The organism is Janthinobacterium sp. Bl 1, from assembly GCF_058215535.1.
On sequence record NZ_CM177086.1, the window covers coordinates 2440997 to 2463935 of the forward strand.

Here is a 22939-nt window from a genome sequence, read left to right on the forward strand (position 1 = left end):
CCCCGGGCTTTGTTATGATGGTGGTTTTGATCCACGCGAAACCCGTCATGTTCGAATTTCTCTTCAAGCGTTCTGCCAGCAAGACTGCCGCACCCGATCCTGCCGTGGCAGAACAGGCCGCCGCCTCGGCGCAGAGCGCATCGCGCCGCGCCGAACAGGTTGCGCGTGCCCATGCCGTGGCCGGCGACGAAGCCGCCGCTGCCGATTTCATCATGTCCAGTGAATTTGCCGATGCCCGTCTGATCGCGGCCGAACACGTCCATGCCTTGCCCCTGCTGGAAAAAGTCCACCACGCCATGCGCAACACGGACCGCCGCGTGGCCAAGCTGATGCAGGGCCGCATCGACCTGATCCGTCACCAGGCTGCCGAGACGCAACGCGCCCAGGCCAGCATCGCCACGGCCCAGCGCCTGTTGAGCGATGAAAAACTGAGCCCGAACCAGGTGGCCGAGCTGGACCGCCAATGGCAAGTCATCAAGGCCACGCCCGAACTGGCGACGGCGTTTGCCGCCGCGCGCGCCGCGCTGGCCGCCCGCCTGGAAGCGCAAGTGGGGCTGCAGCGCGCCGTGATTGACGCCGTCGCCGCCGCGCGCGCCTTGGCTGCCAGCGGCCAGTCCGCCGGCGAGCTGGCGCAGGCGCTGGCCCGCCTCGATGCGGAACATGCGCAGCATGCGCAATCGCCCGAGCGCGCTTCCTTGCCGAAACACCTGGAAACCGATTTCACGCAGGCGCGCGAGCAGGCGCAGTCCGCCTTGCAGGCGCTGCAGCAGCACCAGGCCGTGTTCGACGTGCGCCAGGCCGCGCTGGCCGAATGGCAGGCGCAGGACGCCGCCACTCTGGACGTGGATGTCTTGAAACGCGCATGGCAAGCCTTGCCGCGCCTGCCCGAGTCGCCATTGTCCGACAGCCTGCAGCAGCAATTTGCGGCCGTGCTGGCCAGCGCGCCGGCGCCCGTGCACGCGGTGCCAGAGGCCGCAGCGGCCCATGCCGAGCCTGTACCTGTACCGCGCAAGCCGCGCCAGGAACACGCGCCCGTGTCGAAAGAAGCGACGGAGCAATTCTTCAAGACGCTCGACGCCATGGAAGCGGCCCTGCAGGATGGCTTGCTGCACGTGGCGTCCGAACACGACAAGACTTTGCGCGACACCAAGCACGGCCGTTTGACGCCGGCGCAAGCGGATCGCCTGGCCCATGTGCGCGCAGAGTTCAAGCGCCTGGCCGACTGGGCGCGCTGGGGCGGCAACGTGTCGCGCGAGGAACTGGTCAAGGCGGGCGAGGAATTGCCGGCGCAGCAACTCCCCATGGCCGAGCTGGCCAAGAAAGTGGGCAGCTTGCGCGAGCGCTGGAAGTCGCTCGACACCTTGTCCGGTCCCGCACCGAAGTCCCTGTGGGAGCGTTTCGACGCGGCATGCAGCGTGGCCTATGCGCCGGCGGCCCAGCATTTCAAGCAGCTGGCCGAAGAGCGCCACGGCAATGCGGCCAAGGCCCAGGAATTGATCGCGGAAACGGCGGCCCTGGCGGCCGAGGAGAGCACCGACTGGAAACACGTCGCCTCCGCCTCGCAGCGCTTGCGCCAGGCGTGGACGCGACTGGGCACCATCGACCGCAAGGAAAAGAAACGTCTGGACGCGGAATTTGGCGCCGCGCTGGATGCCCTGTCGAAGCCGCTCGATACGCAGCGCCAGATCGAGACGGCGCGCCGCGAACAATTGATCGTCGAAGTGGGCTTGCTCAAGCCGTCAGAGCGCAACACGGTCGACATGCTGAAAGCCTTGCAGGATAAATGGCAGGAACTGGCGAAAGCCTTGCCGCTCGAGCGCCGCGCGGAACAGGCGCTGTGGCAGCGCTTCCGCGCCGCCTGCGACGACATCTTCGCGAAGCGCAAGGAAACGGCCCACGCGGCCGACCACGAGCGTCGCGAACACCTGCATGCGCGCGAAGCGCTGTGCGCCGCGCTGGAAACGGCCGTCGTGCCCGAGGGCGACGACAAGAGCCGCACCGCCTTCATCAACCACTTGCTGCGCGACACGCGCGCCGCATGGAACGCCACGGGTCCCGTGCCGCGCGCCAGCGAAGCGAAGATCGAGCAGCGCTACCAGGCGGCCGTCGCCGGCGTGCAGGCGCAGGCGGACGCCATCGCCGAACGGGCTGGCGCGGCCCAGGCCAATGCCCTGCGCGACAAGCTGCGATTGGTGCAATCGCTGGAAGTTTCACTGGCTGATGGCGCTGGCACCGATGCGCAAGCATGGAGCGAGCGCTGGAGCGCCTTGCCGCCGCTCGACGCGCAATACGAACGCAGCCTGCAGCAGCGCTTTGCCGCCGCCCAGGCCGCGCTGGGCGAGGGCAGCGCCGCCTACGTGCGGCAATTGCAGGCCAACCAGGAGCGCTTGCTTGATGAAGTGTTGCGCCTGGAAATCGTCGCCGGCGTCGACAGCGGCGCCGAATTTGCCCGCGATCGCCTGAAAATGCAGGTGGAGGTGCTGCAATCGTCGCTGAAATCGGGCCAGAAGCCGCTCACGCAAGCGTCGCAGCTGATGCAGCTGTGCGCGATCGCGGCCGCCACCGATGCGCGCACGGCCAGCCGCATCGAAACCTTGCTGCGCCGTATCGGAGGAAACGTCAAATGAGTACCACCGTCCGCGTCCAGCAAGCCGATTTTGACTTGAGTCAAGAAATCGCACAATTGCGTGCAGGCAACCCCAAGGTGGGCGCCGTCGTCGGCTTCGTCGGCACGGTGCGCGACATGAACGAAGGACTGGACGTGGCGGCCATGGAGCTCGAGCACTATCCGGGCATGACGGAAAAGTCCATCGAAACCATCGTCGAGCAGGCGCGGGGTCGTTGGCCCCTGTCCGGGGCGCTGGTGATCCACCGTGTAGGGCCCCTGCTGCCGCAGGAGCAGATCGTGCTGGTGGCGGTCTCGTCCGCCCACCGGGGCGAGGCCTTCGCCGCCTGCGAGTTCATCATCGACTACCTGAAGACGGAAGCGCCATTCTGGAAGAAGGAAGACACGCCCGAAGGGGCGCGCTGGGTCGATGCGCGCGACAGCGATGAGACCGCGTTAAACAAGTGGGCGGCAAAAGCAAGCGCCATTTGAATCGTACGGGTCCCGCACCGTAGCTTTTGCCCAAATGCATCGGTTTTCTGCTTTGTGTATGCTTGAAAAGTACTCTCTCACCCCAATTTGGTTAACAACTAATTAACCGGGAGCGCTTTTCATGCGACAAGACAAACTCACTACCAAATTACAGGAAGCCCTGGCCGATGCGCAAAGCTTGGCCGTGGGCAACGACAACCCTTATATCGAACCAGTCCATTTGCTGACGGCCCTGTTGAACCAGGACGACGGCGGCGCCCGCTCGCTGTTGCAGCGGGCCGGCGTCAACGTGGGCGGCCTGTCCAAGGCCCTGGGCGCCTCGATTGAACGCTTGCCCAAGGTATCGGGCACGGGCGGCGACGTGCAGGTCAGCCGCGAATTCGTCGCCTTGCTGAACCTGGCCGACAAGGAATCGCAAAAGGCGGGCGACCAGTTCGTCTCCAGCGAAATGGTCTTGCTGGCGATGACGGACGACAAGTCCGACTGCGGCAAGCTGGCGCGCGAAAACGGCCTGACCCGCAAGGCACTGGAAGCGGCCATCGACGCCGTGCGTGGCGGCAACAAGGTCGACTCGCAAGAGGCGGAAGGCCAGCGCGAAGCCTTGAAAAAATATACGCTGGACCTGACGGAGCGGGCGCGCAAGGGCAAGCTCGACCCTGTCATCGGCCGCGACGATGAAATCCGCCGCACCATCCAGATCCTGCAGCGCCGCAGCAAGAACAATCCCGTGCTGATCGGTGAACCGGGCGTGGGCAAGACGGCCATCGTCGAAGGCCTGGCGCAGCGCATCGTCAATGGCGAAGTACCCGAGTCCCTGAAAGGCAAGCGCGTACTGTCGCTGGACATGGCCGCCTTGCTGGCCGGCGCGAAATTCCGCGGCGAATTCGAGGAACGCCTGAAATCCGTGCTGAAGGAACTGGCCATGGATGAAGGGCAAACCATCGTCTTCATCGACGAGATGCACACCATGGTGGGCGCGGGCAAGGCCGAAGGCGCGATGGACGCGGGCAATATGCTCAAGCCGGCGCTGGCGCGCGGCGAGTTGCACTGCGTGGGCGCCACCACCTTGGACGAGTACCGCAAGTACATCGAGAAGGATGCCGCGCTGGAACGCCGCTTCCAGAAAGTGCTCGTCGACGAGCCGACCGTGGAAGCGACGATCGCCATCCTGCGCGGCTTGCAAGATAAATACGCGCTGCACCACAAGGTGGAGATCACGGACGCGGCCATCATCGCCGCTGCCGAGTTGTCGCACCGCTACATCACCGACCGTTTCCTGCCCGACAAGGCGATCGACCTGATCGATGAAGCGGCGGCGAAGATCAAGATCGAGATCGATTCGAAGCCGGAAGTGATGGACAAGCTGGAACGCCGCTTGATCCAGCTGAAGATCGAGCGCGAAGCCGTCAAGAAGGAAAAGGACGAAGCGTCGTTGCGCCGCCTGGGCCTGATCGAGGAAGAGATCGTCAAGCTGCAGCGCGAATACAATGACTTCGAGGAAATCCTGAAGGCGGAAAAAGCCGTGGTGCAGGGTAGCACGCACATCAAGGAAGAGATCGAGAACGTCAGGCTGCAGATGGAGCAGGCCACGCGCGAGAGCAACTGGCAGAAAGTGTCGGAGCTGCAGTATGGCAAGCTGCCGCAGCTGGAAGCCCAGCTCAAGCAGGCTGACAGCGGCATCCCGAAACTCGATCCCGACCAGCCGAAGCTGCTGCGCACGGAAGTGGGCGCCGAGGAAATCGCCGAAGTGGTGTCGCGCGCGACGGGCATACCCGTGTCGCGCATGATGCAGGGCGAACGCGACAAGCTGCTGCACATCGAAGAGAAGCTGCATGAGCGCGTCGTGGGCCAGGATGAAGCGATCACGGCCGTGGCTGACGCCATCCGCCGCTCGCGCGCCGGCTTGAGCGATCCGAACCGTCCGTATGGCTCGTTCATGTTCCTGGGACCGACGGGCGTCGGCAAGACGGAATTGAGCAAGGCGCTGGCCACCTTCCTGTTCGATACGGAAGAATCGATGATCCGCATCGACATGAGCGAGTTCATGGAGAAGCATTCGGTCGCCCGCCTGATCGGTGCGCCACCGGGCTACGTGGGCTACGACGAGGGCGGTTACCTGACGGAAGCCGTGCGCCGCAAGCCGTACAGCGTGATCCTGCTCGACGAAGTGGAAAAGGCGCATGCCGACGTCTTCAACGTGCTGCTGCAAGTGCTCGACGATGGACGCATGACGGATGGCCAGGGCCGTACGGTAGACTTCAAGAATACCGTCATCATCATGACCTCGAACCTGGGTTCGCATAAAATCCAGGCCATGGAAAGCGATGATCCCGGTGTCGTGAAGCTGGCCGTGATGGCCGAGGTACGCTCGCACTTCCGTCCCGAGTTCGTCAACCGTATCGACGAAATCGTCGTGTTCCACGGCCTCGACGAGAAAAACATCGGCGCGATCGCGAAGATCCAGCTGAAGATTCTCGAAGAACGCCTGGCGCGCATGGACATGCAGCTGAGCCTGACCGACGCGGCCTTGCAGCAAATCGCCGAAGCGGGCTACGACCCGGTGTATGGCGCTCGTCCGCTGAAACGGGCGATCCAGCAGCAGATCGAAAATCCGCTGTCGAAGCTGATCCTGGAAGGCAAGTTCGGCCCGAAAGACGAGATCCGCATCGACGCCCAGAACGGCAGCCTGGTGTTTACGGGCGCGCAGGTGGGGCTGGACAAGGTGTAATGGGGCAAAGGCCGGGGTCAGACCCTCGTCATTGTTAGCGCTGAATTTTGCGTTGGCGGTGTTGGGGGTCTGACCCCAGCGGTGAAAGCAGGGCGCGATCAGGCTAGACCTGATCGCGCCCTTCTTGCTATCATCGTCACTATTTTCTGACTAATTCCGGAGGCGGTACGATGGCAAACACATGGCAAGCAGGGCGGCGCATTGGAGTGGGATTGGCCTTGGCGGCGGCCGTACTGGCCTTGCCTGCGCACGCTCAGGCTCAGGAAGAGAAAGTCCTGAATATCTATAACTGGTCGGACTATATCGGCGACGATACGATCAAGAATTTTGAGAAGGAAACGGGCATCAAGGTGCGCTACGACGTTTTCGACAACAACGAAATCCTCAATGCGAAACTGGTGGCGGGCAAGTCCGGCTACGACATCGTCGTGCCGACGGCCCAGTGGGCGCGCCTGCAGATCGATGCGGGCCTGCTGCGAAAACTCGACAAGAGCAAGCTGACGAACCTGGGCAACCTCGACCCGAACCTGCAGGCCAAGCTGTCGAAGATCGACCCGAACAACGATTACCTGGTCGACTGGCTGTGGGGCTACACGACGGTGGGTATCAACGTCAACAAGGTCAAGGCCGCGCTGGGTGGCATGCCCATGCCCGACAACGCCTGGGAACTGATCTTCGACCCGAAATATGCAGCCAAGCTGAAATCGTGCGGCGTGTCCTTCCTCGACTCGCCGTCGGAAGTGCTGCCGGCCGCACTGCAATATCTGGGCAAGCCCGCCTACTCGAAAACGGCCGCCGATTACCAGGAAGCGGGCAAGGTGCTGCAGGCGATCCGTCCCTACGTGACTCTGTTCAGCTCCTCAGGCTACATCAATGACATGGCCAACGGCTCCGTCTGCGTGGCGCTGGGCTGGTCCGGCGACATCAATATCGCGCGCCAGCGCGCCATCGATGCGAAGAACGGCAATGTGATCCAGGTGCTGGTGCCGAAGACGGCCGCGCTGATGTTCGACACCATGGCCATCCCGGCCGACGCACCGCACCCGAACAATGCACACCTGTTCATCAACTACATTTTGCGCCCGCAAGTGCATGCCAGCCTGAGCAACAAGGTGTTTTATGCGAACCCGAATCTGGCCAGCATCAAATATGTGCGCAAGGACATCGGCGAGAACAAGGCCATCTTCCTGTCGGACGCGGACAAGCAGCGCATGGCTGCGCCGGAAGCGACCACGGCCGATATCCGCCGGCTGATGACGCGCATCTATACGAAGTTCAAAACGGGAGTGTAAGACGGGAGTCTAAAAACGATGATGGCGCGAGGGACGGGCCTGTTTGGCCGTCGCTGGCGCCATGCGATAGTGCCGGGGTGAGCGCTACTCGTGATAGCGGTCCATCAGCTTATGGTGGCTGCCGCGCATTTCTTCGACCAGTTCAAAGGCGACAAAGCCGATGATGGCGGCGAAGATGGCGATGAAGAGAAAAACGAGGAAGGTGATTAACATGGTCTTTCAGCCGCCGTTGGACGGCTGTCCGCTGGGTTGCTCAATGTGCGGGAGCAGGGCTCTTGCACGTAGTTGATGCAATTAAACTCTAGCAGATCGGCAGCGCTTTACAAGGCTGCTGAGTTGCGAACGCCACTAGTATTTGTCCCAGCGCACTTTTTGCGCATTTCCCCGCATCGCCCCCTTATTTCACGACCCTTACTTCACCACCAGATCATGCGCCATCACGGCTTTCAAATAAACGCTGACGGGGTCGCCTGGCTCGCGCTGTGAAAACCACCAGGCGCTGGCCTTGCGCATTTCCCATTCCTGTTCCTCGCCCGTCAGCAGCAGGGCGGCGGCCTGGCCCAGGGTCGGCTGGTGGCCGACGATGAGCACGGTTTCCTTGCCGCCGGGCCAGTTGGCCGCCTTCAGGATGTCTTCCGCCTCGGCGCCGGGCGCCAGTTCCGGCATCAGCTTGAACTTGCGCCCCAGCGCTTCCGCCGTTTGCAGGGTGCGCAGGGCGGGGCTGACGAGGATGCGGCAATTTTCCGGTAGTTGCGAGGCCAGCCATTCCCCCATGCGGCGCGCCTGTTTCTGGCCTTTGACGGTCAGGGCGCGTTCGAGGTCGGGGACGCCCGGCTCGGCTTCTGCGTGTCGCCACAAGATGAGATCCATGCTGTACTCCTCTGTGTAGAATTGCCTATTCGCCGACCTCCGCGCCCGGCGTGCCCAGTGTGTGCATCAGGTATTGCTGGGCGCTGAACGGCGTTTGCTTGCCGCGCGGCTTGCGGCGCGCGTAATGGCCGGTCGGCTCCAGTTCCCATGCATTTGTATTATCCTTCAAATACGGATTCAAGCCCTCGGCGATCACGCGCCGTTTCAGCGCCCGGTCAAGCACGGGGAACGCCACTTCCACACGGCGGAACAGGTTGCGGCTCATCCAGTCGGCGCTGGCCAGGTAGACATCGTGCGCCAGGTCGTTGCGGAAGTAATAGATGCGGCTGTGTTCGAGGAAGCGGCCGATCACGGAGCGCACCTTGATGTTTTCCGACAGGCCAGGCACGCCCGGCTTCAGGGTGCAGGCGCCGCGCACGATCAGGTCGATCTTCACGCCATCGGTCGAGGCTGCATACAGGGCGCGGATCACGGATTCATCGACCAGCGCGTTGACTTTCACGATGATGCGCCCGCGCCGGCCCGAACGGGCGATCTTCGCCTCGTTGCGGATGGCCTTGATGATCTCGCTTTGCAGGCCGAACGGCGCCAGCCACAAGTGGTTCAGGTTGTGCGGCTTGGTCAGGCTCGTCAGGTGGATGAAGACTTCATTGACTTCGACGGCCAGGTCCTGGTTGGCCGTCAGCAAACCGAAGTCCGTGTAGAGCTTGGTGGTCGTCGGGTGATAGTTGCCGGTACCCAAGTGGGCATAGAAGCGCAGCGCGCCTTCTTCGCGGCGGATGACGAGCGCTACCTTGGCGTGGGTTTTCAATCCCACGACGCCGTACACGACCTGTGCGCCCGCCTGTTCCAGCTTGTCCGCCCAGTTGATATTGGCTTCTTCGTCGAAACGCGCCATCAATTCCACGATGACGGTTACTTCCTTGCCCATCTTCGCCGCCGTGATCAGCGACTCCATCAAGTCCGAGTTCATGCCCGTGCGGTAGATCGTCTGCTTGATGGCGACGACGGACGGATCGTAGGCGGCGCTGCGGATGAAGTCGATCACCGTCTGGAACGACTGGTACGGGTGGTGCAGCAGGATGTCGTGCTTGCTCAGCGCGGCAAAGATGTCGTTGCCGATGGCTTTGTGTGCGAGGCCGGGGAAGAACGGCGGGAAGCGCAGCTCGGGCTGCTTGACGTGGTCGATCATTTCCGACAGGCGCACCAGATTGACGGGGCCGTTGACACGGTACAGCCGGCTTTGATCCAGGCTGAACTGGTCGAGCAGGAATTGCGACAATTCTGGCGGGCAATTGCGCGCCACTTCCAGGCGTACGGAAGTGCCGAACTGGCGGCCGACCAGCTCGCCTTTCAGGGCCTGGCGCAGATTCTTGACTTCGTCCTCGTCCACCCACAGGTCGCTGTCGCGCGTGACGCGGAATTGCGAATAGGCAATCACTTCGCGCCCGGCGAACAGGTCGGAAATGTGCGCATGGATGACGGACGACAATAAACAGAAGGACACGCCATCGCCGGAAATGTCGTCCGGCAGCTTGATGACACGCGGCAAGACGCGTGGCGCCTTGACGATGGCGATCGCCGTGCCGCGCCCGAACGCATCCTTGCCGCTCAGCGAGACGATGAAATTGAGGCTTTTATTGACTACCTGCGGGAACGGGTGGGCCGGGTCGAGGCCGATGGGCGTCAGCAGGGGGCGTACTTCGCGGTCGAAATACTGCTTGACCCACGCGCGCTGCGCCTCGTTGCGGTCGCTGTCGCGCAGCAAATGCACGCCCGCTTCGCGCAGGGCCGGCAAGACCTCGCTATTTAATATCTCGTACTGGCGTTCCACCAGCGCATGGCATTCCTTGCCGATACGCTCCAGATTGGCCGCCAGGGCAGGGTGGCCGGCCAGCGAACCGCCGATGCTGCCGGCCGCCAGGAGGCTGGCCACGCGCACTTCGAAGAACTCATCCATATTGCTGCTGACGATGCACAGGTAGCGCAGGCGCTCGAGCAGCGGAATGTTCGGGTCTTCCGCCTGGGCCATCACGCGCCGGTTAAAAGTCAGTTGCGACAGCTCGCGGTCAAGCAGGATGCCCGATTTGGTCACTTCCGTGTGCAGTTCAGGTTTCATATTCTTTTGTCTTTGCAGATAGTTAATTCTAGCCGTATTTCATCATGTATGACGCGTTGTGAGTGTAATCATGAAATATGACGTAAGCGTGACATAAGCTGTCATAAAGCGTCGCCCGCGCTGTCATTTTTCGCGCCGAAAATGGCAATTCCCGGGGCGTAGGCAATTATTTCAGGATTTTTTACCCATGTCATAAAGCTGTCATATTCGCTTGCTAGACTGCGCAGCATTCAACCGGGACTTTGAGCCCCAACAACCCTGAGGACTTGATATGCAAATGAAGCAAATGTTCAAATTTATCGTCGTGGGTGCTTCGGCAGCGATGGCATTTTCTTCCGCTTCCGTCATGGCGGCAGATATGACAGGTGCTGGTGCAACCTTCCCGTACCCGATCTACGCCAAATGGGCCGAGACGTACAAAGCCAACACGGGCAATGGCCTGAACTACCAGTCCGTCGGTTCCGGCGCTGGCATCAAGCAAATCAAGGCCAAGACTGTTGAATTCGGCGCTTCGGACATGCCTTTGAAGGCGGAAGAGCTGGAAGAAGCGGGCCTGATGCAGTTCCCGGCCATCATGGGCGGCGTGGTCACCATCGTCAACCTGGACGGCGTAGCCCCAGGCCAGCTGAAAATGACGGGTAAAGTCGTTGCCGACATCTACCTGGGCAAGATCACCAAGTGGAGCGCGCCTGAAATCGCCGCACTGAACAGTGGCGTCAAGCTGCCTGACTCGGAAATCACCGTGGTGCACCGCGCCGACGGTTCGGGCACCTCGTTCCTGTTCACCGACTTCCTGTCGAAAACCAACCCGGAATTCAAATCGAAAATCGGCGCTGGCTCGGCTGTGAAATGGGCCGTGGGCGTGGGCGGCAAGGGTAACGAAGGCGTCGCCGCCAACGTGCAGCGTATCAAGGGTTCGATCGGCTACGTCGAGTGGGCTTACGCCAAGAAAAACAAGATGTCGCACACCCAGCTGCAAAACAAGGACGGCAACTTCCTGCAGCCTGACGACGAAAACTTCAAGGCAGCAGCCGCTTCGGCACCTTGGACGCAAACCCCAGGCTTCGGCGTGGTCCTGACCGACCAGGCTGGCAAGAACAGCTGGCCTATCACCGGCGTGTCGTTCATCCTGATGCACAAAGTCCAGGCTGACGCAGCCAAGGCCAAAGAAGTCCTGAAATTCTTCGACTGGGCCTACAAAAACGGTGGCGCCGCTGCCGTTGAACTGGACTACGTGCCTATGCCGGCATCGGTCGTGAAACTGGTGCAGGAATCGTGGAAAGCCAATCTGAAAGACGCATCGGGCAAAGCCATCTATTAATTCGATAGCTTGACCATGTAAGTACCTGACATCCTTGCCCCGCCAGCAGCACGGCGGGGCAGGGAGTTAGCCAGGACCGCCCGCAAGCCCTTGCAGGCGTTCCCGGCTAAAAGAGCACGATAAAAATAGCAGTACCTGCAGTACCACCCATATGGCACACTATGAGCGCACAATCTACCTCCTCCACGATCCCCATGCCAGGCGGCACCATGACCGATTCCATCAGTCACGCGCAAATGCTTTCCACCATGCGCAAGCAGCGCTTCCAGGATTTCATGTTCCACAAGGTGACGATGCTGTTCGCCCTGTCGGTGCTGATCGTCCTGGTCGGCATCATCATTTCGCTGATCATGGAATCGATACCGGCCTTCAAGACCTTCGGCCTGCATTTCATCGTGTCCGCGGAATGGGACCCCGTCAATGACCAGTACGGCGCCCTGATCCCCATCATCGGCACCCTGGTGACGTCGATCATTGCCTTGCTGATCGCCTTTCCCGTCAGCTTCGGCATCGCCCTGTTCCTCACGGAAATCTGCCCGGCCTGGCTGCGCCGCCCGCTGGGCACGGCTGTCGAGCTGCTGGCCGGCGTGCCATCGATCATCTACGGCATCTGGGGCCTGTTCGTGTTCGCGCCCCTGTTTGCCGACCACGTCCAACCTATCTTGAAAGCTACCTTGGGCAACGTGCCCGTCATCGGCCAGCTGTTCAGCGGCCCCATGATGGGCATCGGCCTGCTGACGGCCGGCCTGGTGCTGGCCATCATGATCATTCCCTTCATCGCTTCCGTGATGCGCGACGTGTTCGAGATCGTCCCTGCCGTGCTGAAGGAATCCGCTTACGGCCTGGGCTGCACGCGCTGGGAAGTGGTGCGCAAGATCGTCTTGCCATACACCAAGACCGGCGTCGTTGGCGGCGTCATGCTGGGCCTGGGCCGCGCGCTGGGCGAGACCATGGCCGTGACCTTCGTCATCGGCAACGCGAATAAACTGTCGTGGTCGCTGTTTGCCGCCGGTAACAGCATCACCTCCTTGCTGGCGAACGAATTCGGCGAAGCGCAATCGGCGCTGCACGTGTCCTCGCTGTTCTCGCTGGCCCTGATCCTGTTCGTCATCACCTTTATCGTCTTATCCGCCGCCAAGCTGATGCTGGCTGGCATGTCCCGCAAGGAAGGCACGAAATGAGCCAAGTAAGCACTCTCGACGTTCCGGCCAAGCCGGCCATGAACCCCGTCTACCGCAAGCGTTTGCTGATGCACAGAGTTGGCATCGCCCTGTCGGTGGCCGCCATGGCCCTGGGCCTGGCCGTGCTCGTGTGGATTCTGTTCACCCTGGTGATCAAGGGTTTCGGCGCCTTGTCCATCGACCTGTTCACGCAAACGACGCCGGCTCCCGGCAGCGAAGGCGGCGGCTTGATCAATGCCATCGTCGGCAGCGCCCTGATGGTGGGCCTGGCGACTGTCGTCAGCACCCCGATCGGCATCCTGGCCGGCATCTACCTGGCCGAATACGGCGAAGAAAACAAGCTGGCGCAAGTGACGCGTTTCGTCACGGACATCATGCTGTCGGCGCCATCGATCGTTATCGGCCTGTTCGTGTATGCGCTGTACGTGGCGCATGTGAAACACTTCTCCGGTTACGCGGGCGCCATCGCGCTGTCGCTGATCGCCGTGCCCGTGGTTGTGCGCACGACGGACAATATGCTGCGTCTGGTACCAAACAGCCTGCTGGAAGCCGCGTTTGCCCTCGGCGCGCCGCGCTGGAAAGTCGCCACCCTCGTGCGCTTGCGCGCCGTCAAGGCTGGCGTGATCACCGGCGTACTGCTGGCATTGGCCCGCATCGCCGGCGAAACGGCGCCGCTGCTGTTCACGGCCCTGAATAACCAGTTCCAAAGCTTCAACATGAATGCGCCGATGGCCAACTTGCCGTCCGTCATCGCATCGTTTGCGATGAGCCCGTACGACAACTGGCGCTCGCTGGCCTGGGGCGGCGCACTGCTGATCACCTTCAGCGTGCTGGCCTTGAATATCCTGTCGCGCACCGTGTTCAGCCAAAAAGTCCCTAATTAAACAGATACCGAGCGAAGCGAACCCATATGAATACGCAAATGAATCCAGCACAAGACCTGGCACCAAAGAAAAAAACCATCGAGATTTCGGGCCTGAACTTTTTTTACGGCAAAACGCAAAGCTTGCATAACGTCAACCTGGACATCCACGAGAAGAAGGTCACGGCCTTCATCGGCCCGTCCGGTTGCGGCAAGTCGACCCTGCTGCGCACGCTGAACCGCATGTACGACCTGTACCCTGGCCAGCGCGCGGAAGGCTCGATCCTGTACCGCGGCCGCAACGTGCTCGACGCGGACCAGGACGTCAACATGCTGCGCGCCAAGGTCGGCATGGTGTTCCAGAAGCCGACGCCGTTCCCCATGTCCGTCTACGACAACATCGCCTTCGGCGTGCGCCTGTATGAAGACCTGTCGAAGGGCGAGATGGACGAGCGCGTCGAGTGGGCCCTGAAAAAGGCCGCGCTGTGGGGCGAAGTCAAGGACAAGCTGACCAAGAGCGGCCTGTCGCTGTCGGGCGGCCAGCAGCAGCGTTTGTGCATCGCGCGCGGCGTGGCCGTCAAGCCTGACGTCTTGCTGCTCGATGAGCCGACCTCGGCGCTGGACCCGATCTCGACCTCGAAGGTGGAAGAACTGATCAGCGAACTGAAACAGGATTACACGATCGCCATCGTGACGCACAATATGCAACAGGCGGCGCGCTGCTCCGACTATACGGCCTATATGTATTTGGGCGAGCTGGTGGAATTCGGCGAAACGGACCAGATCTTCATGAATCCGGCCCGCAAGGAAACGCAGGATTACATCACGGGCCGCTTCGGCTGATCCGCCCCGCGCATACACAACAACTGAATACGGAGAGACAGCATGATAGGCGAACATTCATCCAAGCAATACGACAACGAACTCGAAGCGATCCGCTCGAAAGTGCTCCTGATGGGCGGCATCGTTGAAACCCAGTTCCTCGACGCGATGACGTGTTTCCGCATCGGCAATGCCGAGCGCGCCGACCGCGTGATGCGCGAAGACGACGTCGTCAACCAGCTCGAAGTGTCGCTCGACGACGCGTGCAGCCACTTGATCGTGCGCCGCCAGCCGGCCGCCAACGACTTGCGCACCATCATGGCCACCATCAAGGTGATCACGGACCTCGAGCGCGTAGGCGACGAGGCGACGAAAATCGCCCGCGTGGCGAAGAATCTGCACAAGCGCGGCAACGGCGTCGTCAATCACTACGAGATGGTGCGCGGCATTGCCAACACGGCCACCGACATGCTGCACGACGCGCTCGACGCATTCGCGCGCAACGATGGCAAACAAGCATTACAATTAATTGCACAAGATGCCATCATCGACCATGAGTTTCGGTCTATCATGCGCAACCTGATTACCTTTATGATGGAAGACCCGCGTACGATCTCTGCGGCGCTCGACACCCTGTGGGTGGCCAAGGCCATCGAACGGATCGGCGACCATGCGAAAAACATCGCCGAATACGTGATTTACGTGGTTGAAGGCAAGGACATCCGCCACACCAAGGTGGCTGCTCCCGCCATTTCCGAGGAGCTCCCTGAGTAAGCTTTATGGCATCTGATAAAACCACGGTATTGATTGTTGAAGATGAGCCGGCCATCGTTGAACTGGTGACCTATTCGCTGCGCGAATCCGGCTGGAATTGCTGTTCCGTACAAAACGTCGCCGATGCCTGGGAATTCATCCAGCACCGCACGCCGCACCTGATCCTGCTGGACTGGATGTTGCCGGATCAAACAGGCTTGCGCCTGCTGTCGCGCATCCGCGCCGACCGCAATTTCGCCGCCATCCCCGTCATCATGCTCACCGCCAAGAGCATGGAAGAAGACAAGCTGGCCGGCCTGAACAGCGGGGCCGACGATTACGTCACCAAGCCGTTCTCGCCGCGCGAACTGCTGGCCCGTGCCAAGGCTCTCTTGCGACGCAAGAGTCCGGAACACGCGCAGGCGCCTATGCGCGCCGGCAACGTGGCCCTGGACCCCGTCAGCTGCACGGTGATGATGGATGAACAGAAGATCGATATCGGCCACGCCGAATACAAGTTGCTGAAATTCCTGCTGGCCCATCCGGAGCGCGTGTTTTCGCGCAGCCAGCTGCTCGACAAGGTGTGGGGCGACCATGTGGTGATCGAGGAACGCACGGTCGATGTCCACGTATTGCGCTTGCGCAAAGCCTTGAAAGAGGCGGAAAGCCTGATCAAGACGGTGCGCAGCGTCGGCTACATGTTGTCTGAAAAGTAAAGCTTGACTCTATGAATCCGAAATTGCTGTTCTGGGTACCGGCCGCCTTGCGCATGGTGCTGGCGCTGCTGGGCGTGGCCGTCGTCTGGTATCTGTTTGGCGCCACGTATGCGCTGGGCATCGCCTTCGTGCTGATGGCCATGATGGTGTTCGTGCAGCTGTCGTATCTGTTCCAGCTGAGTAACTGGCTGGACAATCCGCAAAGCGCCAAGCTGCCCGACGGCTGGGGCGCCTGGACCAGCATTTTCGCGCGCCTGTACCGCATGCGCCGCGACGACGAGAAAAACCAGGCCGAGCTGACGGAATGGCTGGCGCGTTTCCGCCAGGCCATGCACCTGCTGCCCGACGGCGTCGTCATCATGGACGACGTGCTGTTCCTCGAATGGTGCAACCCGGCCGCCGAGAAACACCTGGGCCTCACGCACGAGCGCGACAAGGGCATGCGCGTGACCAACCTGATCCGCAGCCCCGAGTTCATGGATTACATCATCCTGGGCCGCTACGACCAGCCGCTGACGATCACCTTCCGCAACCGCAAGCTGATCGTGCAAATCATTCCCTTCGAGAACCGCCGCCAGATCCTCGTCACGCACGACGTGACGGAGACGGAACGCATCGAAATGATGCGCCGCGACTTCATCGCCAACGCCTCGCACGAACTGCGCACGCCGCTCACCGTCATCGTCGGCTTCCTGGAAATCGCTTCCGCCGAGCTGGATCTGGACGCCACCACGCGCGCCTCCCACCTCAAGCTGATGACGGAGCAGGGCCATCGCATGCAGCATCTGATCGAGGACATGCTGACCTTGTCGCGCCTGGAATCGGTCGACTACCCGCTGCGCCCCGAGCCCGTGGATATCAAGAAACTGATGCAGCAAGTCTTGCGCGATGCCAAGGGCTTGTCAGCCGGCAAGCATGAAGTGACCATGGAATGCGACGGTCCCGACGTGCTGGGCAGTTACGACGAGCTGTACAGCGCCTTCGGCAATCTGGCGTCGAACGCCGTGCGCTACACGCCGGCGGGCGGCACCATCACCCTGCGCTGGCAGGATGGTCCGGCCGGACCGCAATTCATCGCGCAAGATACGGGCATCGGCATCAGCCAGGAGCATATTTCGCGCCTGACGGAACGTTTCTACCGTGTCGACAAGAGCCGCTCGCGCGAAACCCAGGGCACGGGCCTGGGCCTGGCCATCGTCAAGCACGTGCTGCTGCGCCACGGCGGTTCCCTGGCCATCCAGTCCGTGGCCGACAAGGGCAGCAGCTTTATCGTCAGCATGCCCAAGTCCGTCGTCACGCCGCTGCAGGGCGAATTGCTGGTCAAGTAAGCGCCGCAGGGGGACCAGTTTCCCCCTGTTTCCCCGGCGACTGGTGCAAGATTGGCATAAGTCGTTACAATCAGGCCATGACTTTAATCAACGCCTCTTTTCGCCACGCCGGCGCGCAACAACTGGCCCAGTCGCTGCAGGCTGCGCGCCATGCTACTTTATCGCTGTTCGACTGTTACGTTACTGCCGGCCTGGACGTGGTGGCAGGCATGCCCCGTCATCCGCGCCTCAATCCGCCCTTGTGGCAACTTGCGCACATCGCCTGGTTTGCCGAGTGGTACATCCTGCGCGAAGCCGCTTCCAGCCATCCGGTCGACGCCATTTATAACTCGCTGCTGACCCGCGGCGACGATTTGTTTGATGCCAATATGGTGGAGCACCGCGTGCGCTGGAAGCTGGAACTGCCCAGCCCGGGCGCCGTGAAGACGTATTGCCGTGAAGTGCTCGACCGGGTGCTCGATAAACTGTCGCGCGAAGCCAATGTCGACAGCGCCCTGGCGCCGTACCGGCTGGCCTTGGCGCATGAAGACTTGTGTGGCGAGGAAATGCTGGCCGGTTTGCAATGGCTGGGCCTGGAAGCGCCGGAATCGCTGGCGGCCAGCCCGGCCTTGCCGCCGGGGGCGGGCGAGATCGCTTTTCCAGGTGGCACCATCGAGCTGGGCTCGCCGCGCGGGGCCGGATTTGCCTTCGACAATGAATCGCCGCCTTATGCCTGCTACGTGCCGCCATTTTCCATCGATGCCTGCGCCGTATCGAACGCCCAGTTTGCCGATTTTGTCGCCGATGGCGGCTACCAGAACCGCCAGTTCTGGAGTGCGGCCGGCAGCGCCTGGCTGATGCAGCAGGAGCGCTCGTCCCCCCTGTACTGGCTGCGCGAAGCAACACAGTGGCGCACCATGCGTTTCGGCCAGCGCACGACCTTGCCGCCGAATGAAGCCGTGCGCCACATCAACCTGTATGAAGCGCAGGCGTACTGCGCCTGGGCGGGGCGCCGCCTGGCGACCGAGGCGGAATGGGAGTATGCTGCGCTGTCCGGCCATCCGCGCTTCCACTGGGGCCAGGTGTGGGAGTGGACGGCGACGCCGTTCGAACCATATCCGGGCTTTGCGGCTGATGCCTGGCGCGAATATTCGGCGCCGTATTTCATGCAGCACCAGGTGCTGCGCGGCGCCGCCTTCGCCACGCCGCCACGCCTGCATTCGGCCCGCATGCGCGCCTTCCATGCGCCCGAACGGGGCGACATCTTTGCCGGCCTGCGCACCTGCGCCTGGTAGCGGCGCCGAGAACAGACATCATTTCAGGAATACCCTTGAGTACAGATAACGCCCCGCAGTTCATTCCCAAACGCATCACGCCCACGCCGGAACAGGTGGCCATCCAGACGGCGCAAAAGAAAGTGGTGTTGATCGACGCCAATGCCGGCGCGGCCAAGACGACGACCCTGGCCCTGCGTCTGGCCGAAGCCTTGCACCGGGGCCGCGCGCCCGAACGCATGCTGGCCCTCGTCTTCACGGAAGCGGCGCGTGTGGCCCTGCGCCAGCGCCTGCTGGAAGTGGGCGTGCCGCTCGGCGTCGTCAAGCGTCTGACCATCGATACCTTCGACGCCTTTGCCGCCAAGGTGCTGCTGCAGCTGGAAAACATGCAGGTGGCAGCCATGCGCAGCGATGAAGAGCTGCGCCCGGTTGCCTGGGAAGCGCTGGAAGTCGTGTCGGAAAAGTATGCTCACCGCTATCCGCTGGAAATCAACACGACGAACGGGGCCATTGCCGAGTTTTTGAAATTGCAACTGCGCACCAAGGCGCGTCTGGATTTCCAGAATCCTGATTTCGAAAGCAACTCCCTGGACGACAACCTGGAAATGCTGGGCATGTCGCGCACGCATTATCTGTGGCTGCGCGAATACGAAGGCTTGCGCGGCGCCGACACGGGCGATATCCAGTTCCGCGCGCCGTTCGATGCCACCTACGACCTCGTGCGCATGCTCGACGGCGACGAGCCGCTGCGCCAGCAATTGCCGGCCTTCCAGATCATCGTGGCAGATGAATTGCACGATTTGAATGAAGCATCGTTCCGTCTGCTGACCATGCTGATACGCCGCGGCAACGCGTTTTTCTGCGGCGCCGGCGACAAGGATCAAGTGATCTACACGTGGTCGGGCGCCGACCACCGCTTCCTGCGCCAGCGCTTTGAGCAGGAATTTCCCACCTTGCAGCGCTTGCCGCTGACGGCATCCTACCGCTACGGCCCGCAGCTGGCGCAGGCCGTGGGCGTGCTGAAAAACAAGGCCAGCGTGTCGGCTCTCACGCGCGCCACCCACATCGAGCTGCTCGAGTACGACCACGCGCAGCCGCAGGCGTGCAGCGCCCAGCTGATCGCCGCGCTCGAACATGCGCATGCGGGCACGACGGCCATCTTGCTGCGCGACCGCGACCAGGCTATCCGCGTGGAAACGGCGCTGTTCCAGAGCGGCATTGCATATGGCCTGGTGGACATGAACAGCTATCTGCTGAGCCTGGAAGTGCTGATGCTGCGCGGCATTGTCGCCATCGCCCGCAAGGACTTGCATGCGATCAAGAGCGGCCCGCGCCGCGGCGAGATCCTCGAAGCCCTGGTGGCGTTCGCGGAAATTCCTTTTACGCGCGCGGAGCTGCAGCAAGCCAAGGCCGACGTGGCCAATTATCCGGACTTGCTGGAAGGCTTCTTGACGAACCAGCTGGCCAAGTCGCAGAACCAGGACAAGGCGGCGCTGACCCTGGCCGCCGTCGATTACCTGCGCGCGCTGCCTCCCGATGCGCTGGCGGGCGACGCGCTGCGGCACATCTTTGGTCTGATGCAGCTGGAACAGACGGCGCGCCGCATCTACGTCGACCCGGCGCAGGCGCGGGTCGTGGCCCGGTCCCTGCATGGTTTTATCGCCGTGTGCAGCGAAGCGGGCGTGGCGCTGGGCGGCTTTGCGGGCTGGCTGGGCGAGATGGAAGAGGCCGTGACGGTCTCGACCGGCAAGGCCAAACTGCTCATCGCCTGCATCGACCAGATCAAGGGCCTCGAATACAACCACGTGATCTTGCCTTACCTGGCCGTCGATGAATTCCCGCGTAGCAAGACCGACCCGCTGGAAGAAGAAAACCGTTTCTACGTGGCCGCCACGCGCGCGCGCGACAGGCTGACCTTGCTCACGCCGGAAGACCCCGCCTACCAAAGCCGCTACATCGCCGCCCTGCAGCTGAAACAGAAGATTGTTGCGCCGAAGTCATAGATCTTTTGCCGCATGGCCGCTTTTTGCGAAAGACGAAAGCGGGCATACTGGACTGGTGTGATTGACAGCAATCTAACCAGACAGGAGTAGAGCATGAAGATTTTCTTGACAGGCGCGGCAGGTTTCATCGGCAGTTCCATCGCGGCGGGCCTCGTGCGGGCCGGCCATCAGGTGACGGGGCTCGTGCGCAAGCCGGAGCAGGTGGCCGAGCTGGCCACCATCGGCGTGTTGGGCGTGCACGGCGATTTGAACGACCGCGAGCTCATCATCGAGCAGGCGAAGGCGGCGGACGCCGTCATCAATGCGGCCAGCAGCGACCACCGCGGCGCCGTCGAAGCGATCCTTGAAGCGCTGGCCGGCACCAACAAGGTGTTTCTGCACACGAGCGGCTCGTCCATCGTGGGCGACGCGTCGGGCGGCGAGGGCACGGAACAGATTTACTTTGAAGACAAGCTGCCGGCACCGACGGCCGACAAGGCGGCCCGGGTCGCCATCGATGACCTGGTGCTGGCCAGCGCAAGCCAGGGCGTGCGCGCGAGCGTGCTGTGCAACACCCTGATCTACGGCCACGGCGCCTTGCCGCGCGACAGCGTGCAATTGCCCCGCTTGTTGAAACAGGCGCGCAAGAGCGGCATCGTGCGCCACGTGGGGCCGGGCCGTAACATCTGGTCCAACGTGCATATCGACGATGTCGTCAGCCTGTATCTGCTGGCGCTGGAAAAGTCGCCCGCCGGGACCTTTTACTTCGTCGAATCGGGCGAAGCGGTTTTCCGCGACATGACGGCCGCCATCGCCCAGGCACTGGACCTGGGTTCCGCACAGGACTGGCCGCTGCCGGAAGCCATTGCCGAATGGGGCTACGAGATGGCGTCGTACGGCCTCGGCTCCAACAGCCGCGTGCGCGGCGAGCGGGCACGCAAGTTGCTGGGCTGGCAGCCGCAGGGTCCGTCCGTGCTGGCATGGATCGAGAACGATATGCTCAAGCCGCAGCACGCCGTCGCCGGTTGATGCCGCTCAGCAAAACCGCATCAGTGTGCGCTAGCGAACGGTGCTGTTTTGCGATCGGGAGTATGATGGCTTTGCTTGGTTGAGACGCACTGCCGTGAAGTTGGCGGCATGTTCGATCTTCCAGCAGGTCAGCCGGTCGCCTCGAGGATCGGCACCAGATTTCCGCCGCCGGCGCCGCTTGCGCTCTGCGGCCGTGCACTGCCACTCCAGGTCGCGGTGTATACTGCGAACCCCTTCAAGGCCGGCCTAGCCGGTCTTTTTTTTGCCTGTTTTTTGTCTGTTGTTTCTGCCGTTGCGCCATTCACCGCCACCTGTCCGCCATTCGCCGAAGCGGTGTTTTCGCGCGCCCGAAATCCGCGTATCTTTACGATCAACCAACTTCAAGGGGTGACCGTGAAACCTGAACCAGCGTATTACCGCCGTACCCAGCTGCTGTGGGGCGTGCTGCTGATCGCCATCGGCGCCATCATCCTGCTGGACCGGCTCGATGTGATCTATCTCCATGATTACTATGCACTATGGCATTATTGGCCAGTGATACTGGCCGTCTTCGGCCTGAACAAGCTGCTCACGCCCGTGTCCGCCAAGCAGGTACTGAGCGGCCTGTGGCTGATCTTCTTTGCCGCCTGGTGGTATGTATCGTATGAAGAACTGTGGAACTTGAATTTCTACAATAGCTGGCCAGCCTTGCTGATTGCCTGGGGCGTGGGCCTCGTGCTGGAACCGCTGTTGAACAAACATTTTATTGCCTACCAGGAGTCCGAGCATGAAAAATAGACCGCCGCTGCACTCGCCATCGCAGATCGTGCTGGGCGTCATCGTCATCGGCCTGGGGCTGCTGTTCCTGCTCGATAACCTCGGCTTCATCAACGTGCGCTATACCTTCCGCTTCTGGCCGACCATCCTCATCATTTTCGGCTTGCTGAAGATATCGCAAAGCCATTCCCGCTCCGGCTACATCGTCGGCGGCGTGATGGTCTTGCTGGGCCTGAGCTGGACCTTGAAAGCCATGGGCTTGTTCTATATCAACTGGAGCATGCTGTGGCCGCTGCTCATCATTGCCGCTGGCGTGGCCGTCGTGTCGAAATCCTTGCCCGGCGCGCAGCAGCGGCAGCGCCGCCGGCACTTTGCCGTGCCGCCCGATGCCAGCGCCGCGCCCGATTCCTTCGGCCAGGCCAGAAATGGCGCCGTATCGCTCGACAAGGAACCGGCCGATGCCACTGCAGCGCCCGGCGCCGGAGGCCAGGCGGATGACGACAGCATCATCGAAGTGACGGCCATCCTGGGCGGCTATGTACGGCGCGTGTCGTCGCAGCGCTTCAAGGGCGGCGATATCAACGTCATCATGGCCGGCTGCGAAATCGACTTGCGCCAGGCCTCGATCGAAGGCGAAGCCGTGCTCAACGTATTTGCCCTGTGCGGCGGCGTCACCATCAAGATTCCGCCCGACTGGAGCGTGGTGCTGCAGGGCACGCCCATCCTTGGCGGTTTCGAAGAAAAGACCATCGTGCCGCCGAACCAGAACAAGCGTTTGTACGTGACGGGCTACGCCATCATGGGCGGCCTGGAAATCCGCAACTAGGCGC

Annotated in this window: 19 protein-coding genes; 16 read left to right on the top strand and 3 right to left on the bottom strand. The window is 61.9% G+C overall.

Translation table 11 applies throughout. The features are described 5' to 3' along the window. The first annotated feature begins 47 nt into the window (after positions 1-47). From AC4BCN_RS11095 to AC4BCN_RS11110, 4 genes are all read left to right on the top strand, one after another. Positions 48-2627 (top strand): DUF349 domain-containing protein, encoded by a 2580-nt coding sequence (locus AC4BCN_RS11095; protein WP_490493303.1) that lies wholly within the window; start codon positions 48-50, stop codon positions 2625-2627. Then, positions 2624-3097: a molybdopterin synthase catalytic subunit MoaE gene (gene moaE / locus AC4BCN_RS11100; protein WP_338681670.1), complete on the top strand. Its 474-nt coding sequence runs from the start codon at positions 2624-2626 to the stop codon at positions 3095-3097. Before AC4BCN_RS11095 ends, moaE begins: the two co-directional genes overlap by 4 nt. A 121-nt stretch (positions 3098-3218) precedes the next feature. Beyond that, on the top strand, positions 3219-5825 hold the full coding sequence (gene clpB / locus AC4BCN_RS11105; RefSeq protein WP_490493304.1) for an ATP-dependent chaperone ClpB: 2607 nt from the start codon (positions 3219-3221) through the stop codon (positions 5823-5825). A 170-nt stretch (positions 5826-5995) separates the two neighbouring features. Further along, a complete protein-coding gene (locus tag AC4BCN_RS11110) occupies positions 5996-7117 on the top strand; it encodes a polyamine ABC transporter substrate-binding protein (protein WP_034755057.1) in 1122 nt (373 codons plus the stop codon). 84 nt (positions 7118-7201) lie between these two features. On the opposite strand, the gene AC4BCN_RS11115 is transcribed toward AC4BCN_RS11110, so the two are convergent. The 3 genes from AC4BCN_RS11115 to ppk1 all read right to left on the bottom strand — a co-directional run bounded on the left by AC4BCN_RS11115 (position 7202) and on the right by ppk1 (position 10106). Further along, positions 7202-7330 carry a hypothetical protein gene (locus AC4BCN_RS11115; protein ID WP_256267160.1) on the bottom strand — a complete coding sequence of 43 codons (129 nt, stop codon included), beginning with the start codon at positions 7328-7330 and terminating at the stop codon, positions 7202-7204. Positions 7331-7528: 198 nt separating this feature from the next. Beyond that, entirely contained in the window at positions 7529-7987 is a 459-nt protein-coding gene (sixA, locus tag AC4BCN_RS11120) for a phosphohistidine phosphatase SixA (RefSeq protein WP_070304180.1), read from the bottom strand. 25 nt (positions 7988-8012) lie between these two features. Then, positions 8013-10106: a polyphosphate kinase 1 gene (ppk1, locus tag AC4BCN_RS11125; protein WP_485879506.1), complete on the bottom strand. Its 2094-nt coding sequence runs from the start codon at positions 10104-10106 to the stop codon at positions 8013-8015. Between the two features lie 271 nt (positions 10107-10377). Between ppk1 and pstS the strand changes: the two genes are divergently transcribed. The 12 genes from pstS (at position 10378) to AC4BCN_RS11185 (ending at position 22935) form a co-directional block, all read left to right on the top strand. After that, the gene (pstS, locus tag AC4BCN_RS11130; RefSeq protein WP_128139855.1) at positions 10378-11427 is read left to right on the top strand and encodes a phosphate ABC transporter substrate-binding protein PstS; all 1050 of its coding nucleotides are present in this window, start codon (positions 10378-10380) and stop codon (positions 11425-11427) included. A 209-nt stretch (positions 11428-11636) separates the two neighbouring features. Continuing rightward, complete coding sequence (gene pstC, locus AC4BCN_RS11135; protein WP_223278949.1) at positions 11637-12608, top strand: phosphate ABC transporter permease subunit PstC; 972 nt, start codon at positions 11637-11639, stop codon at positions 12606-12608. Further along, entirely contained in the window at positions 12605-13492 is an 888-nt protein-coding gene (gene pstA, locus AC4BCN_RS11140) for a phosphate ABC transporter permease PstA (RefSeq protein WP_139091291.1), read from the top strand. The genes pstC and pstA overlap by 4 nt, the downstream gene beginning before the upstream one ends. A gap of 38 nt (positions 13493-13530) precedes the next feature. Beyond that, entirely contained in the window at positions 13531-14313 is a 783-nt protein-coding gene (pstB, locus tag AC4BCN_RS11145; RefSeq protein WP_373631409.1) for a phosphate ABC transporter ATP-binding protein PstB, read from the top strand. Positions 14314-14355: 42 nt separating this feature from the next. Then, positions 14356-15066, top strand: coding sequence for a phosphate signaling complex protein PhoU (phoU, locus tag AC4BCN_RS11150; RefSeq protein ID WP_034755071.1), 711 nt, complete (start codon positions 14356-14358; stop codon positions 15064-15066). A gap of 5 nt (positions 15067-15071) precedes the next feature. Then, positions 15072-15761, top strand: coding sequence for a response regulator (locus AC4BCN_RS11155; protein ID WP_034755074.1), 690 nt, complete (start codon positions 15072-15074; stop codon positions 15759-15761). An 11-nt stretch (positions 15762-15772) separates the two neighbouring features. Further along, entirely contained in the window at positions 15773-17089 is a 1317-nt protein-coding gene (phoR, locus tag AC4BCN_RS11160; RefSeq protein WP_128139852.1) for a phosphate regulon sensor histidine kinase PhoR, read from the top strand. A gap of 77 nt (positions 17090-17166) precedes the next feature. Then, positions 17167-18363 carry a selenoneine synthase SenA gene (gene senA / locus AC4BCN_RS11165; RefSeq protein ID WP_490493305.1) on the top strand — a complete coding sequence of 399 codons (1197 nt, stop codon included), beginning with the start codon at positions 17167-17169 and terminating at the stop codon, positions 18361-18363. A 35-nt stretch (positions 18364-18398) separates the two neighbouring features. Next, the gene (locus tag AC4BCN_RS11170; RefSeq protein ID WP_490493306.1) at positions 18399-20345 is read left to right on the top strand and encodes a UvrD-helicase domain-containing protein; all 1947 of its coding nucleotides are present in this window, start codon (positions 18399-18401) and stop codon (positions 20343-20345) included. Positions 20346-20438: 93 nt separating this feature from the next. Continuing rightward, complete coding sequence (locus AC4BCN_RS11175) at positions 20439-21353, top strand: NAD-dependent epimerase/dehydratase family protein (protein ID WP_490493307.1); 915 nt, start codon at positions 20439-20441, stop codon at positions 21351-21353. 393 nt (positions 21354-21746) lie between these two features. Then, entirely contained in the window at positions 21747-22130 is a 384-nt protein-coding gene (locus AC4BCN_RS11180; RefSeq protein WP_223278947.1) for a LiaF transmembrane domain-containing protein, read from the top strand. Continuing rightward, on the top strand, positions 22120-22935 hold the full coding sequence (locus AC4BCN_RS11185; RefSeq protein ID WP_490493308.1) for a LiaI-LiaF-like domain-containing protein: 816 nt from the start codon (positions 22120-22122) through the stop codon (positions 22933-22935). The genes AC4BCN_RS11180 and AC4BCN_RS11185 overlap by 11 nt, the downstream gene beginning before the upstream one ends. Positions 22936-22939: the final 4 nt, after the last annotated feature.

What these genes read in the sequence shown, in the direction of transcription:
- pstB (WP_373631409.1), top strand. Translation starts at nt 13,531, where the DNA reads ATGAATCCAGCACAAGACCTGGCACCAAAGAAAAAAACCATCGAGATT.
- AC4BCN_RS11115 (WP_256267160.1), bottom strand. Translation starts at nt 7,330, where the DNA reads ATGTTAATCACCTTCCTCGTTTTTCTCTTCATCGCCATCTTCGCCGCC.
- phoR (WP_128139852.1), top strand. Translation starts at nt 15,773, where the DNA reads ATGAATCCGAAATTGCTGTTCTGGGTACCGGCCGCCTTGCGCATGGTG.
- AC4BCN_RS11155 (WP_034755074.1), top strand. Translation starts at nt 15,072, where the DNA reads ATGGCATCTGATAAAACCACGGTATTGATTGTTGAAGATGAGCCGGCC.
- moaE (WP_338681670.1), top strand. Translation starts at nt 2,624, where the DNA reads ATGAGTACCACCGTCCGCGTCCAGCAAGCCGATTTTGACTTGAGTCAA.
- AC4BCN_RS11175 (WP_490493307.1), top strand. Translation starts at nt 20,439, where the DNA reads ATGAAGATTTTCTTGACAGGCGCGGCAGGTTTCATCGGCAGTTCCATC.
- AC4BCN_RS11095 (WP_490493303.1), top strand. Translation starts at nt 48, where the DNA reads ATGTTCGAATTTCTCTTCAAGCGTTCTGCCAGCAAGACTGCCGCACCC.
- senA (WP_490493305.1), top strand. Translation starts at nt 17,167, where the DNA reads ATGACTTTAATCAACGCCTCTTTTCGCCACGCCGGCGCGCAACAACTG.
- pstS (WP_128139855.1), top strand. Translation starts at nt 10,378, where the DNA reads ATGCAAATGAAGCAAATGTTCAAATTTATCGTCGTGGGTGCTTCGGCA.
- pstC (WP_223278949.1), top strand. Translation starts at nt 11,637, where the DNA reads ATGACCGATTCCATCAGTCACGCGCAAATGCTTTCCACCATGCGCAAG.
- AC4BCN_RS11185 (WP_490493308.1), top strand. Translation starts at nt 22,120, where the DNA reads ATGAAAAATAGACCGCCGCTGCACTCGCCATCGCAGATCGTGCTGGGC.
- sixA (WP_070304180.1), bottom strand. Translation starts at nt 7,987, where the DNA reads ATGGATCTCATCTTGTGGCGACACGCAGAAGCCGAGCCGGGCGTCCCC.
- phoU (WP_034755071.1), top strand. Translation starts at nt 14,356, where the DNA reads ATGATAGGCGAACATTCATCCAAGCAATACGACAACGAACTCGAAGCG.
- pstA (WP_139091291.1), top strand. Translation starts at nt 12,605, where the DNA reads ATGAGCCAAGTAAGCACTCTCGACGTTCCGGCCAAGCCGGCCATGAAC.
- ppk1 (WP_485879506.1), bottom strand. Translation starts at nt 10,106, where the DNA reads ATGAAACCTGAACTGCACACGGAAGTGACCAAATCGGGCATCCTGCTT.
- clpB (WP_490493304.1), top strand. Translation starts at nt 3,219, where the DNA reads ATGCGACAAGACAAACTCACTACCAAATTACAGGAAGCCCTGGCCGAT.
- AC4BCN_RS11110 (WP_034755057.1), top strand. Translation starts at nt 5,996, where the DNA reads ATGGCAAACACATGGCAAGCAGGGCGGCGCATTGGAGTGGGATTGGCC.